Source organism: Nocardia sp. NPDC024068, from assembly GCF_040638875.1.
GTDB lineage: Bacteria > Actinomycetota > Actinomycetes > Mycobacteriales > Mycobacteriaceae > Nocardia.
In genome coordinates this window covers 55,056-68,640 of sequence record NZ_JBEZYU010000018.1, presented here as the reverse complement: position 1 = coordinate 68,640, position 13,585 = coordinate 55,056, and the positions used below count along the sequence as shown (strand labels likewise).

Annotated in this window: 11 protein-coding genes; 5 read left to right on the top strand and 6 right to left on the bottom strand. The window is 70.0% G+C overall.

Annotation, left to right across the window (positions count from 1 at the left end; all coding sequences use genetic code 11):
- Window positions 1–38: 38 nt before the first annotated feature.
- Window positions 39–1,985 carry an acyl-CoA dehydrogenase family protein gene (locus AB0F41_RS16685; protein WP_357424590.1) on the top strand — a complete coding sequence of 649 codons (1,947 nt, stop codon included), beginning with the start codon at window positions 39–41 and terminating at the stop codon, window positions 1,983–1,985.
- A gap of 80 nt (window positions 1,986–2,065) precedes the next feature.
- On the opposite strand, the gene AB0F41_RS16680 is transcribed toward AB0F41_RS16685, so the two are convergent.
- From AB0F41_RS16680 to AB0F41_RS16655, 6 genes are all read right to left on the bottom strand, one after another.
- Complete coding sequence (locus tag AB0F41_RS16680) at window positions 2,066–2,686, bottom strand: hypothetical protein (protein ID WP_357424588.1); 621 nt, start codon at window positions 2,684–2,686, stop codon at window positions 2,066–2,068.
- An 11-nt stretch (window positions 2,687–2,697) separates the two neighbouring features.
- Window positions 2,698–3,066 (bottom strand): metalloregulator ArsR/SmtB family transcription factor, encoded by a 369-nt coding sequence (locus AB0F41_RS16675; protein WP_357424586.1) that lies wholly within the window; start codon window positions 3,064–3,066, stop codon window positions 2,698–2,700.
- A gap of 14 nt (window positions 3,067–3,080) precedes the next feature.
- On the bottom strand, window positions 3,081–4,319 hold the full coding sequence (locus AB0F41_RS16670) for an MFS transporter (RefSeq protein ID WP_357424584.1): 1,239 nt from the start codon (window positions 4,317–4,319) through the stop codon (window positions 3,081–3,083).
- Between the two features lie 135 nt (window positions 4,320–4,454).
- Window positions 4,455–5,306 carry a CoA ester lyase gene (locus AB0F41_RS16665; RefSeq protein WP_357424582.1) on the bottom strand — a complete coding sequence of 284 codons (852 nt, stop codon included), beginning with the start codon at window positions 5,304–5,306 and terminating at the stop codon, window positions 4,455–4,457.
- A gap of 42 nt (window positions 5,307–5,348) precedes the next feature.
- Window positions 5,349–6,539 (bottom strand): MFS transporter, encoded by a 1,191-nt coding sequence (locus tag AB0F41_RS16660; RefSeq protein ID WP_357424580.1) that lies wholly within the window; start codon window positions 6,537–6,539, stop codon window positions 5,349–5,351.
- 7 nt (window positions 6,540–6,546) lie between these two features.
- The gene (locus AB0F41_RS16655; protein ID WP_357424578.1) at window positions 6,547–7,251 is read right to left on the bottom strand and encodes a GntR family transcriptional regulator; all 705 of its coding nucleotides are present in this window, start codon (window positions 7,249–7,251) and stop codon (window positions 6,547–6,549) included.
- Window positions 7,252–7,483: 232 nt separating this feature from the next.
- Between AB0F41_RS16655 and AB0F41_RS16650 the strand changes: the two genes are divergently transcribed.
- The 4 genes from AB0F41_RS16650 to AB0F41_RS16635 are packed head-to-tail and all read left to right on the top strand — an operon-like array spanning window position 7,484 to window position 13,502.
- A complete protein-coding gene (locus AB0F41_RS16650; protein WP_357424576.1) occupies window positions 7,484–8,815 on the top strand; it encodes an MmgE/PrpD family protein in 1,332 nt (443 codons plus the stop codon).
- A 24-nt stretch (window positions 8,816–8,839) separates the two neighbouring features.
- Window positions 8,840–9,994, top strand: a complete 1,155-nt coding sequence (locus AB0F41_RS16645; RefSeq protein ID WP_357424574.1) for an acyl-CoA dehydrogenase family protein — start codon at window positions 8,840–8,842, stop codon at window positions 9,992–9,994.
- Window positions 9,991–11,388, top strand: coding sequence for an MmgE/PrpD family protein (locus AB0F41_RS16640; protein WP_357424572.1), 1,398 nt, complete (start codon window positions 9,991–9,993; stop codon window positions 11,386–11,388). The genes AB0F41_RS16645 and AB0F41_RS16640 overlap by 4 nt, the downstream gene beginning before the upstream one ends.
- Window positions 11,385–13,502 carry an acetate--CoA ligase family protein gene (locus AB0F41_RS16635; RefSeq protein ID WP_357424570.1) on the top strand — a complete coding sequence of 706 codons (2,118 nt, stop codon included), beginning with the start codon at window positions 11,385–11,387 and terminating at the stop codon, window positions 13,500–13,502. Before AB0F41_RS16640 ends, AB0F41_RS16635 begins: the two co-directional genes overlap by 4 nt.
- Window positions 13,503–13,585: the final 83 nt, after the last annotated feature.

Below are 13,585 nucleotides of genomic sequence, written 5' to 3'. Positions count from 1 at the left end.
ATGCGACTGTGATCGTCGTCACGTCCGAGGAGGGCGCTATGGCTACTGCCGCGAAAGTCGATGCCACCGAGGAACAGGCCCGCCGGTTGGTCGAGGAATCCCGGGAGACCACCTGGGTCAAACCCTCCTTTGCCAAGGAGTTGTTCCTCGGCCGCTACCGGGTGGATCTGATCCATCCGTTTCCGAGGCCCAGTGCCGAGGATGCCGCCAAAACCGACGCGTACCTTGCCCGGCTGCGGGCCTACTGCGAAACCCTCGACGGCAGCGTGATCGAGGCGCAGGGCCGGATCCCGGAAGAATATGTGCGCGGCCTCGCTGAACTCGGCTGCTTCGGTCTCAAGATTCCCGAGCGGTACGGTGGGCAGGGCCTGTCCCAGGTCGGCTACAACAAGGCGCTGATGCTGCTCGCGTCGGTGCACTCCAGCCTGGGGGTGCTGTTGTCCGCGCACCAGTCGATCGGTGTGCCCGAACCGCTGAAGCTGGCGGGGACGCCGGAGCAGAAGGAAAGGTTCCTGCCGCGCTGCGCCCAGGGGGCGGTGAGCGCCTTTCTGCTCACCGAACCGGATGTCGGCTCCGATCCGGCCCGCCTGGCCGCCACCGCCACGCCCACCGCCGACGGCACGGCCTACGAGATCAACGGTGTCAAGCTGTGGACCACCAACGGCGTGGTGGCGGAACTGCTGGTGGTGATGGCGCGGGTGCCGAAGAGTGAAGGTCATCGCGGCGGAGTCTCGGCGTTCGTCGTCGAAGCCGACAGCCCGGGCATCACCGTCGAGCGGCGGAATTCCTTCATGGGCCTGCGCGGTATCGAGAACGGCGTCACCCGTATGTACAACGTCCGGGTCCCGGCGCAGAACCTGATCGGACGCGAGGGCGACGGCCTGAAGATCGCGTTCACCACGCTCAACGCCGGTCGGCTCGCGATTCCGGCGATGTGCGCCGCGGCCGGCAAATGGTCGCTGAAGATCGCTCGCGAATGGAGTGGTACCCGCGTGCAGTGGGGCCGGCCGGTCGGCGAGCACGCCGCGGTGGGCGCCAAGGTGTCCTTCATCGCCGCGACGACCTATGCCTTGGAAGCGGTACTCGATCTCTCGGCGACCATGTGCGACGAGAACCGCAACGACATCCGCATCGAAGCGGCGCTCGCCAAGCTGTGGGCGTCGGAGATGGGTTGCCGGATCGCCGACGAACTCGTGCAGATCCGTGGCGGACGCGGATATGAGACGGCGGCATCGCTGCGAGCGCGGGGAGAGCGCGCGGTCGGGGCCGAACAGTTGGTGCGCGATCTGCGGATCAACCGGATCTTCGAAGGCTCGAGTGAGATCATGCGACTGCTGATCGCCCGCGAGATGGCCGACGCGCATATGGCCGCCGCCGGAGCCCTGGTCGACCGGCACGCGGAGTTCAAGGACAAAGCGAGAGCGGCGGTGGGCGCGGGCGGTTTCTACGCCAAGTGGTTCCCGCAGCTGGCCGTCGGCCCCGGCACCGTACCGGTCGTGTTCAGCGAGTTCGGGGCGCTGGCCCCGCATATGCGCTTTGTCGAACGGATGGCCCGAAAGCAGGCCCGTGCGCTGATGTACGGCATGGCGCGCTGGCAGGCGAAACTCGAGTACCGGCAGGTGTTCCTCGGGCGAATCGTCGATATCGGCGCGGAATTGTTCGCGATGTCAGCGGTCTGTGTACGAGCGCAGGCCGAGCGCGGTGAGGGCACGGCCGACGGGGAAGTCGCCGGGGAACTGGCCGATATGTTCTGCCGGCAGGCGCGAATCCGCGTGCGGGAGTTGTTCGATTCGCTGTGGGACAACACCGACGACGAGGATATGCGCCTGAGCCGCGCGGTGCTCGGCGGGCGATACCAGCGCCTGGAGGAGGGCATCATCGATTCGAGCGAGGGCACGGGCCCGTGGATCGCCGAGTGGCAGGTGGGCCCGTCCACCGAGGAAAACCTTCTACGGCCGTGGTTGCGCGCGGGGGCGGTTCGGTGATCGGTGATGCCTCGATCGCTCGCGACCACGCCGCGGGGCCCGCCCGGTAGTCGAATGCCGGCCGCCGGGCCCGGGCCGGGTCATGCGGCCGCCGCGAGGCGGGTGTGCAGCAGGTCGCGGCCGGTTCCGACCAACCGTGCCGCGTCGGCCGCGTCGTAGTACCCGGCGTAGGGGTGACCCGCGGCGGCCAGCTCGGTGAGCAACAGCAGACCGATCAGAGTGCGGGACAACCGATGGCACGCCCGCCGCACCGAGGGTTCGTGGGCGGCGGCGGCCATTTTCTCCGGCGCGGCCGTCACCTGTTCCCTGAGGAAGTCCGGATTATCGGCCAGGCCGGGATCGGCGACTATCCGGGCGGTCGCGACCCGCACCGCGGCGTCACCGCGACCGCGCAGCAGCCACGCCTCGAGTGCGTTGGCCGCCGCGACCGGGCACCAGAGGTGGTAATCGACCGTGCCGTCCCGTGTCCGCGGCGGCTCGGTGATCACGGTGGTCACCGAGCGTAGAACGGCGAGTGCCTCCTCGGACCGGTCCAGCGCCCACAGGTAGACCGAGAGGTCGACGATCTCGTACAACTCGCTCATACGAGTGTGCGACCAACGCTTGACCAGCGACGATTTGAACTTCCGGAGATAGCGGTGTTGTTCGTCGCCGGGATCGGCGGCGGGCGGCGGAAGGATCCGCGCGGCGGTCCGGGGCATCGAGCATCCTGTTATTCGTGTGGGGGTTCGCCGGTGATGATGTGGTCGGCCTGGTTGAGGCCTTCCCGGACCAGGCGGGCGAGGTGCCCGCCGTGGAGGCGGTAGATAACGCGGCGGCCCTGTTTGCGGGTATCGACCAGGCCGGTGAAGCGCAATTTGGCCAGGTGCTGGCTGACGGCGGTGCGGGAGACTCCGCAGGCTTCGACCAGGGCGCCGACGTCGGCTTCGCCGTGGGTGAGCAGCCAGAGGATATGCAGGCGGGTGGGGTCCGACAGCATCGCGAATACGCTGGTGGCCGCCTCCAGCCGGGCGGGGTCCGGGGAAACCGGGTGGGTGAGACTGGCCTCGGTGGCCGGGGGTTCGTTCGCGCGTTCGGCCATCGTCGTCACCACTTTCATCGGGCCATCGCCGGGGCGGAGGCGACCGCCTCGTGGGCGGGCCAGAGCCTGGCGGCGGTACCGGCTGCGAGTGTAGCGACAACGGTCAGGGTCGCCGCGGCGATCGCATGGCCGGCGTGGGCGCCGACCAAGCCGGCGATGGGGTAGGTGAGCAGGAAACCGGCGTGGGAGAGGGAGAACTGGGCGGTGAACACGGCGGCCCGTTCGTGCTCGCGGGATCGGTAGCGCAGCAGCCGCGCGGTGGGGGTGGTGATCAGTGCTGTCGCGGCGCCGAGGATCGCCCAGGCGGGAATGAGGACGGCCCAGCCGATCTGTGGGCCGGGAGTGGTGGCCGGCAGCACGGTGGTCGCGGCGAGGGCGGCGGGAACGACGGCGGCACCGCCGAGCATCACGGTGCGGTCGGGCAGGACGGCGAGCAGGCGCGGTAGTACCAGTGCCGCCGATATCGATCCGGCGCCGAAGCAGCCCAGCGCTATCGCGACGGCGGTTGCGGAGCCGCCCAGCAGGACTCGGACATAGACGATGGTGTTGACCAGCACCAGGCCGGTCCCGGCCGCGACCACCAGGTTCAACGCCAGCAGGCCGCGCAGTACCGGCTGTGCCACCATGACGCGGGCTCCGGCGAGAACGCGGGTGGTCAGCGGCGCGGAGTCCCGCGGTGCCGGCACGACCGGGAGGGTGGTGGTCCCGACCAGCAGTGCCGAGGCGAGGAACCCCGCGACGGTGCCGAGGAACAGCCAGTGGTAGCCCATCACGGCCAGCGCCGCGGCGGCCAGCAGCGGTGACAGCACCGCTTCCAGGTCGTAGGCCAGCCGGGACAACGACAGCCCGCGGGTGTAATCGCCTTCGGCGGGCAGCACCGCTGGGATGACCGACTGGAACGCCGGGGTGAACGTCGCCGAGGCGGCCTGGAGTACGAAGATCAGTGTGTAGATCTGCCACACCTGATCCACCAGTGGCAGCCCCAGCGCGATCGCCGCGCGGATGAGGTCGGCGGTGACCAGCACGGTGCGGCGCGGCAGCCGTTCGGTGACCGCGGCGATCACCGGCGCCACCGCGACGTAGGTGACCATCTTGATCGCCAGTGCCGTGCCCAGCACCGCCCCGGCATCCGCGCCGGCCAGGTCGTAGGCCAGCAACCCCAGGGCGACGGTCAGCAGCCCGGTGCCGGTCAGCGCCACCACCTGGGCGGTGAACAACCGCCGGAACATCCGATGACCCAGCACATCCAGCACTCGAGAACGACCTTCATATCGGGACCACGAACACCACTATCCTATATGTGCGCAATTGAGCACGTATAGGCCCGGCCGGACTCCTGTGCTGGGTGATCATCGTTTCGGCGGAGTGGCTTCAGGTGTTGCCGAGATCTACTGGTCGCGCACCTGCGCGAGGACCCGGCGTGCCGCGACGGCGACGGCTTCGTCGAGCATCTGCCCATCCAATTGGACGGCGCCACTGCCCTGCGCGCGGGCCCGGTCGAGTGCGTCAATTACCCGTTCGGCTTCGCGCACCGCGTTTTCGGTGGGGGTGAAGGCTCGCATGGTCATCTCGACCTGCCCGGGGTGGATCACCCATTTGCCGTCGAAGCCGAGCGTGGCCGTCCACGCACACGCCTGCCGGAACTGTTCGTCGGCGGCGATGCCGAGATGGGGGCCGTCGATCGCGGCGATACCGGCCGCCCGGGCGGCGATCAGCACGCGGTCCTGGATCGCGAGCCAATGCTCCGGTCGCGCGGATCGTGCTCGGCCCAGGGCGGCACCGAGGTCGGCGTATCCGATGATCACGGCCTCGAGCCGGGACGCGTTGGTGATCTCGTCGATATTCCGTACCCCGAGCGGAGTCTCGACGAGTGCCTGGACGCCGATTCCGGTTCCGGCCAGAGCCTGATCGACGCGGATCAGGTCCTGCATCGACTCGGTTTTGGGCAGCACGATGCTCGCGAGCGCGGGTAAGCCGGCGCAGGCGGCGAGGTCGTCCGGCGCCCACGGCGTGCTCAGTCCGTTGATCCGCACCGAGACGAGACCGCTCGCCCGCTCTGTTTCGCGCAGGAGTCGTCGTACCTGATCTCGCGCCGAGTTCTTGTCCGCGGCGGTCACGGCATCCTCGAGGTCGAGGACCACCTCGTCCGCGGCCGATGCCAGTGCCTTGCGCGCCTTCCGCTCATCGGAGCCGGGCGCGACGAGAACGGTGCGTCGCCGCCGGGGGGAGCGCTGGTGCACGGGGATCTCCTTCGTTGTCGACAGCTGGGGGCGGTGGGCTGTTCAGCCGCCGTCCGGCCACACTTCGCGGGTGGCCGAATGGGTCAGCAGCCCGGATGAGATCAGCAGCAGACCGCTGGCATGGAAGATGGCGCCGACTCCGATCAGGCCGGAGAGGCTGCCGGCCACCACCGGCACCGTGACCTGGCCGATCCGGTTGCCGGCCAGTCGGACCGCCAGCGCCGCGGCCCGGTTGCGGGAATCGGCGATCAGGGTCACCCAGGACATGGTGAGCGGCTGGCCGACACCCCAGAAGAACCCCATCAGCAGCATGGCGAGCATGAGTGGGACAACTGCCGAGGTGAACGGCACGAGCGCCATCGGCACCCCCGAGGCGAGGGTCGCGGATACGAGGAGCCACCGTCGCGGCACGCGCCGGAGCAGTATCGGCATGGTTGCGCGGGAGAGGACGGAGGTCACGGTCCGCGCGGTGAGCAGGGCGGTGACCGTGGCGACACTGAGCCCCATTTCCTGGCCCAGGACAGGGAGATACGCCATCAGGAGATCCATGGCCGTGAGCACGGTCAGGCTGGAATAGATGGCCGGCTTCATCCCGGGTGTGGCGAGCAGCCGGAAGGTGGACTGCTGACCGTCGGCCGCGTCGGAGCGGCTCACCCGGGTGGCGTCGCCGGGTGCGAACAGGAAGGCGAAAGGTACGGCCGCGAGGGCGATCGCGGCCATCACCAGCAGCGCGGGACCGGTGCTGACGGCACCCGAGTCCGGTGTGGTCAGGGTGGCCACCAGGCCGGCGATCGGGAAGCCGAGCAGCTGCCCGACGGAGACGCTCAGGGTGAGATGACCGAAGCGCCCGTCCATTTCCTCGGGTGGTGACCAGAGCGCCACCATGCTCTGGCAGGCCACGGTGTGCAGCATCTGGGCGAGCCCGAGCAGCGCACTCGCCACCCCCAGTACGAACACCTGGGGGCTCACGGCAGCGAGGACGACGGCGACCACGGTGAGCGTCAGGCCCAGCCGGAGGGCCGGTACGGCCAGGCCGCGGTCGACGGCGCGTCCGATCCGCAGTGCGACGAGCAGGGGGAGGAGGGCGAACGCCGCGGTGACGATCCCCACGGCGAGTCCGTCGCCGCCCAGCGCCAGAACCCGGTAGGAGATCAGCGTGCGGACGCCGCTGAGCACCGTATGGGACAGGAGCGAGGCGGCCGCGACGGCAAAGAACCAGTTCGGCCGTAACAAGACCGGGTCAGCGCCCGGACTCGGTGGCGACCGAAGCGCCTTCGGCGCCTTCGGCCCGCAGATCCGTATCGGTCTGGCGCAGTTCCCAGGCGTGCAGGACGTGGTCGCGCATGGCGACGCGGGCGGCGGCCCCGTCGCGGCGCTCGAGCGCCGCCAGGATCAGGTCGTGATCCTGGTCCAGCGCGTGGCAGAAGGATTTGACGCCCCACAGGGTGACCGACGGGGTGAACCGCTCCCACAGGTGCCGGACCGAATCGACCACCGCGGCCGAGGTGGAGGCGTAGATGGAGAAGTGCAGCTCGCGGTTGAGTACGGAGAGCCGGGCGGGATCTTCCTCGGCGGCCGTCGCGCTCACCAGCGCCTCGTTGGCCCGCAGGACCGCCTGGAAGCCCTCGTCGGTCATCCGTTCGGCGGCGATCTCGCAGGCGAGGCCCTCGAGTTCGGCACGCATCCGATAGAGATCCTGGGCCATCTGCGGCGTGAAATCGCGGACGGTGGCGCCCCGGTGACTCGTGTAGTCGACGGCGCCGTCGGCGGCGAGGATCCGGAGCGCCTCGCGGACGGGGGTGGGGCTCACGCCGTAGCGCTTGGCGATGGCGGTCTGGCGGAGCTGGTCGCCCGGGTTGATGACGCCTGAATCCATATCGGCCCGTAGGCGTTCCAGCACGTAGGCCGTGCGGCTCTGCGGCAGGGGTGCGTTGGTCTGGGTCAATGCGGTCGGCTCCTGATCGGACTCGGTCGTCTCGCGCCCAGCGCAGGCCGGATCGCCGACCGGCTGGGGCCCTCAGATTAACACGAAATATTCGATAGATCAGAAAAAAGATTCTATAGAACATATTGACCAGACTGTGTTCCTCTGTCAGGGTTATGACCTGGCTCACGTGGCCGGGCTCACACGAACGTGGCCCATGTGACACCGATCGCAACGCTTCAGGAGGTATCCGGTGGCCGAAGTTCGCAACCGGCGATGGACAGAGCTGGCCGAACGCGACCGCGAACAGCTTCGCCTGCTGCTCGTCGACGCACTCGCACTCGCCGCGGCGGGTACGGCGTCGCGGGACGCCCGGCGCGTTCTCGCCGGTCTCCGCGCGGTGAGCGGCGGCGAGGTCCGGGTTCCCTGGACCGAACTGCGACTCGCCGCCCCGGCGGCCGTAGCGGCGACCTCCACACTCATCCACGCCTGGGATTTCGACGACACCCACGACGAGGCGGTGGTGCATACCGCGAGCGTGGTGGTGCCCACCGTGCTGGCGGCCGCCGCCACCGCCGGCGCGCCCGGTGCGAGCGTCGCGGACGGCCTCGTGACCGGTGTGCATCTGCTCTCCCGGCTGGCCCGGGTGACCGGCCCCCGGCCCGGCGTGATCCGCACCGCGGGTCTCGGCTCCCTCGCGGCCGCGGCAGCCGCCGCCACCGTGTGGGGGCTCCCCGACGACACCGTGGAGCAGGCCGTGGCGCTCGCCCTCGGTGCGGCACTGGCACCCGGCACCCGGCAGGCAGTGGTCGACGGTTCGGTCGCCAAGCGGATCCAGCCGGGACTCTCGGCGCAGTTCGGTATCACCGCCGCCGCCCTGGCCGCCGAGGGTGTCGAAGGACCGAGCGGGTGGCTCTCGGGGGATTTCGGGATCGCACCGGGCTCCGATATGAGCTGGGACGACCTTTTCTCGGGTGACTTCGAAGGGCGCTGGGTCGCGCTGAAGCCCTATCCCGCGTGCCGCTATACACATGCCGCGCTCGCCGCCGCGGAGAACCTGCGCGCGCAGTACCCGCGCTGGAGCGAGGTGGAGCAGGTGCGGGTGCACGTACCGCGGGGATCGGCGTATTCGCTGGTAGCCCGGCCCTATCAGGATCGCGGCGCGCCTCTGGTGGACGCGCAATTCTCCATCCCGTGGCAACTCGCGGCGCTCTGGGTGACCGGACGCTACGACCTGACCACCCTGCACGGGGACGACCTCGGTAGTCCCGAAATCGCTGCCGCGACCGCCCGGATCGTCGTCGAGCAGGATCTACCGGAGAGCTCGGTGATGTCCGGCGCGCGCGTCGAGGTCCGGACGACCGACGGCTCCTTCTCCGTTGCCGAGGCCCCCATGCCCGGCGCGGACGGCACGACCTGGCAGGTACTCGCGCGCAAAGTCGACTCCTGCCTGCGGGTCGCCTCGCATGACGACCCCGCCCGCGCGGCCGCCGAGATCCGGCAGCTGGCCGACCGGTTGCCCGAACTCGACCCCTCTGCCCTGGCGGCTGCCCTCGGCCGCTGCACCGCCGCACTCCGACCGTAACGAGAGACGATAGGAACCCCGTAGATGGATTTCAGCCTCACCCCCGAACAGAACGCCCTCGTAGAGTCGGTGACCAAGCTCGCCCAGCGCGAGTTCGGCGAACGCGCTTTCACCCGCACCGAGTTCGCCTGGGACAGCCTCGAAGTTCTGGCCGAGAACGACCTGACCGGCCTCACGCTGCCCGTCGAGCTCGGGGGACAGGGCGCGTCGCTGCTCGATGCCGTCCTCGTCATGATGGCGATCACCAAGGTCTGCCCGCACAGCGCCGACGCGCTGCAGGCCAGCAATTTCGGTGCCATCCGTCAGGTCGCCAACTTCGGGTCCGACTACGTGAAGTCCGAGGTGCTTCCGCTGTTCCTCTCCGGGAAAGCGCTGGTGACGGCCGGTATGAGTGAGCCGGAGGCCGGTAGCGCGCTGACCGATCTGCGTACCAGCGCGCGGTTCGAGGGCGACAACGTCGTGCTCAACGGCCAGAAATGCTGGAACTCGCACGGGCCCGATGCCACGCACTCGGTGGTCTGGTGCCGGTTCGGGCCGAGCTCCCGCGATATCGGGGCGGTACTGGTCCCGTTCGATTCGCCGGGATTCAGCCGGGGCAAGCGGGAATACCACATGTCCGGGGAATCGCACTGCCAGCTCTTCTTCGACGAATGCACGGTGCCCAAGGAGTACGTCCTGGCCGACAGTGGGGCGCTGAAGAAGATGCTCTCCATCTTCGGTGTGGAGCGGATGGGCAACGCCTCGCGGGCGCTGTCGCTGGCCGAGAAGGCGTACGACATGGCGGTCGAGCACGCGTCGGTGCGTACCCAGTTCGGGAAGAACCTCTGCGAATTCCAGGGTCTGCAGTGGAAGTTCGCCGATATGAGGATCGAGCTGGACGCCGCGAAGATGCTGTTGTTGCGCGCCGTGGCGAACGCCGACGCCGGTACCCCGGACTCGACGGAGGCGGCGATCGCGAAACTGCACGCCAACCGGACCGCCTTCGCCGTCGCCAACGACGCCATGCAGGTATTCGGCGCGAGCGGCTACTCCCAGGAGTACCCGCTGGAGTACATCGTCCGGCGTACCCGCGGCTGGATGATCGCGGGCGGCTCGGTCGAGATCCTGAAGAACACCATCGCCCAGTCGATCTTCGGGCGTCGCTTCGACCAGCGCGCCGGTGCGGCGGTGGCCCGATGAGCACTACCGAACGGATACGGACGGCCACCTCCCTGGACGGGGCCACCGACGCCCTCGTCACCTGGGTGGTCGATTCCGCCGCCGCCGAACTGCCCGCGGCTGTCGAACACCACGTCCGGCGGCTGCTGGTCGACTACATGGCGGCCGTGGTGCCCGGATCGGCCACCGGCGTCGCCCGCGCGGTCGCCGGCCACGTCGCGGCGACCTACGGCGGGGACCGGGCCACCGCGGTCGGACTCGGCCGGGTGTCCGCGCCGGGCGCCGCACTGCTCAACGGGACCAGCTGCCACAGCCTGGAGGTGGACGACGGCTACACGCCGGGCTCCGTGCACCCCAGCAGCGTCGGTTTCCCGGCGGTGCTCGCGGCGGCGGAGGCGCTGGGCAGCGATACCGTGACCACGACGCGGGCCCTGGCGGTGGCGCTGGAGGCGATCTCGAGACTCGCCGCGGCGGGTCATCCGACGACGTGGCGCAACCACTTCCACAACACCCCGCTGGCCGGTGTCATCGGGGCCACCTGCGGGGTCGCCGTGCTCCACGGCCTCGACGCCGATCGTGTTCACGACGCTCTCGGTATCGCCGCCTCGCACGCCGGCGGACTGTTCGCCTTCCTCGGTAAATCGGCCGAGGTGAAGCGGGTACACCCGGGCAAGGCCGCCCGTGACGCCATCGCCGCGGTCGAGCTGGCGGCAGCCGGGGTCACCGGTCCGCGCGCCATCCTGGAGACGCCGCACGGTTACGTGGATGCGTTCGCCGCCGGCGGTTTCGACGCGGGCGTCCTGCTCGACGGGCTGGGCCGGGACTGGGTGGTGCTGAACTCCTACGTCAAGCCCTACCCGTCGTGCCGGCATCTGCACGGTCCGCTCGACGCGGTACTGGCGTTGCGCGCCGAGCACGGGATCGGCCTCGACGACGTCGCCGGCGCAACCGTGCGGACCTATACGGTCGCCTCCCACCACGCGGCGGCCGTCGTGGACTCCCTCCTCGACGCCCAGATGAGCATCCCGTTCGCGCTGGCCACCGCCCTGGCCCATGACGAGGTCGGGCTCACCGAATTCGGCGACCAGGCGCGCCGGGATCCCCGGATCCGTGATTTCGCCACCCGTGTCGAGGTCCTGGCCGACGAGCAGTCGGACCGGGAGTATCCGCGGCTGCGTCCGGCCTCGGTGGAGCTGCGGCTGCACGACGGACGGGTCGTCTCGCACCGGGTGGATCTGCCCTACGGTGAGCCCGGCAACCCGGTGACCGACACGGAGATGACGGCCAAATTCGTCCGGCTCGCCGCCCCCGTGATCGGGGCCGAGGTCGCCGAGGAGCTGGCCGCCGACCTGTGGGCGTTCGAGTCCCTCGACATCATCGCCCGCGCCGACCAGTACGTGAGGAAACAGTCATGACCCAGCTGACCGACCAGCCCGCCGCGGCGCGATTGCCGGATGCGGCGGGCCTCGGCCGGGCCCTGCTGGCCCCCCGCTCCGTGGCGATCATCGGCGCGTCCGACGACGTTCGCAAAACCACCGCCCGGCCGCTTCGGTTCCTGCGCCGGCAGGGCTTCACCGGTGCCGTCTACCCGGTCAACCCGCGCCGGGAGACCGTGCTCGGGGAGCGGGCCTGGGCCGATATCGCCTCCCTCCCGGAGGTGCCGGACCACGTTTTCATCGTGGCCGACACCCGGCTGGTCGTACCGGCGGTCCGGGACTGCGGCCGGGCGGGCGTCCCGCTCGTCACCGTGCTGTCCGGGGGCTTCGGCGAGTCCGCCGAGGGCGCCGAGCGGCTGCGTGAACTGCTGGCGGTGGCCGCGGAGTACGGCGTCCGCGTGATCGGTCCCAACAGTATCGGCGTGGTCAACCCGCGCAACGGGCTGATGCTCACGGCCAACGCGGCCTTCGCCGAGGAAGGCATTCCGGCCGGGTCGTCCTTCGTGGCCTCCCAGTCCGGCAGCGTCATCGGCGCGCTGATGACCCGGGCCAAGGCCCGCGGACTGGGTTTCTCCGGTTTCGTCTCCACCGGTTCCGAGGTCGATCTGACGCTCGGGGAGATCTGTGCGGCGACGCTCGACGACCCCGAGGTCGGCTCGTACACCCTCTTCATGGAGTCGTTGGAGAACGCGGCGACCCTCGGCGCCTTCGCGGTCGAGGCGGCGGCCCGCCAGAAGCCCGTGACCGTCTACAAGCTCGGGCGCAGCGACGCCGCCGCGGCCCTCGCCGTCTCCCATACGGGTGCGCTCTCCGGTGAGGACGACGAGGCCGACGCATTCTTCCGGGCCTGCGGGTTCGCCCGGGTCGACAACTTCGAGGCGCTGTTCGAAACCGAGGCGCTCCAGCGCCGCGTGGGCCCGCCCACCACGGCGGGCGGCCACCGTGTCGCCGTGATCACCTCCACCGGGGGTGGTGCGGCGATCCTGGTGGACCAGCTGGAGACCCTGGGCGTGACGGTCACCCGGCCGAGCCGCACGGTCTTCGACCGGCTCGCGGAACTGGGACTCGACGTGGCCGAGAACCTGATCGTCGACCTCACTCTCGCCGGCACCCGGCACGAGCTGGTCGACGGGTCCCTGAAGGTGCTGCGGGCCAGCGGTGAGTTCGACCTCGTGCTCTTCGTCATCGGCTCCTCGGCGCGGCTCAATCCCGAGCTGGCGGTGAGCGCGATCGCCGAGCACGCCGAGGGCCCGGTCCCGGTCGCGGCCTGGGCGCTCCCGGACGCATTGGAATCGGTCCGGCGCCTGCACGAGGCGGGTGTTCCCGCGTTCCGCACCGCGGAGGCCTGTGCCCAGGCCGTCGCCGCGACCCTGGGCCGCCGGCCGGTGGACCCGGCGACCCTGCGCGGCCGCCGGACCGAAGTCCCCGCGGGTGGCCGCGCCCTCGACGAGGCCTCCTCGGCCGAGGTTCTCGCTGCCCTCGGACTCCGTTTCCCGATGACGACAACGTGCGGTACGGACGGTGTACCCGAGGCCGAGCCGCGATTCCCCGTGGTGGTCAAGGCGCTGTCCGAGCGGTTGCCGCACAAGTCCGAGGCCGGTGCCGTGGTCCTGGGGGTCCGGGATCGGGCCGGGCTGCGGGACGCGATTTCCGCCATTGTGGCCGGTGTCGAGGCCTACGACGCTACGGTGACTCTCGACCGGTTCCTCGTGCAGGAGATGGTCGAGGAGACGGTGTTCGAAGCGCTGGTCGGCTACCGGGTGAGCCCGGCCGTCGGACCCTTGGTCCTGCTGGCCGCGGGCGGCGTCTACACCGAGATCTACGAGGATTCGTCGCTGCGATTGGCGCCGGTCACCGCGGAGCAGGCGCGCGAGATGGTCGAGGAGGTCAAGGCGACGGCGATCGCGCGTGGCTTCCGCGGCGGCCCCGAAGGTGACCTCGACGCCCTGATCGAGGCCGTGGTGCTCGTCTCGCAGTTGGCGCGGGAACGACCCGATGTGGTCGAGGCGGAGATCAATCCCGTCGCGGTGCAGCCGCGCGGCCGGGGCGTGGTCGCCCTCGACGCGCTCGTCCGTCTGTCCCAGGAGAAGTGAGACCCACCGTGCTCGAACCCACATCCCGCCCCCGGCCTGCCGCCGGCCGGCGATTCTGTCCCAGATTCCATCCCCGCAGGAGC

Bases quoted from the DNA above. Each gene is read 5' to 3' on its own strand.
- AB0F41_RS16635 (WP_357424570.1), top strand. From the start codon at position 11,385: ATGACCCAGCTGACCGACCAGCCCGCCGCGGCGCGATTGCCGGATGCG.
- AB0F41_RS16680 (WP_357424588.1), bottom strand. From the start codon at position 2,686: ATGCCCCGGACCGCCGCGCGGATCCTTCCGCCGCCCGCCGCCGATCCC.
- AB0F41_RS16645 (WP_357424574.1), top strand. From the start codon at position 8,840: ATGGATTTCAGCCTCACCCCCGAACAGAACGCCCTCGTAGAGTCGGTG.
- AB0F41_RS16640 (WP_357424572.1), top strand. From the start codon at position 9,991: ATGAGCACTACCGAACGGATACGGACGGCCACCTCCCTGGACGGGGCC.
- AB0F41_RS16685 (WP_357424590.1), top strand. From the start codon at position 39: ATGGCTACTGCCGCGAAAGTCGATGCCACCGAGGAACAGGCCCGCCGG.
- AB0F41_RS16675 (WP_357424586.1), bottom strand. From the start codon at position 3,066: ATGGCCGAACGCGCGAACGAACCCCCGGCCACCGAGGCCAGTCTCACC.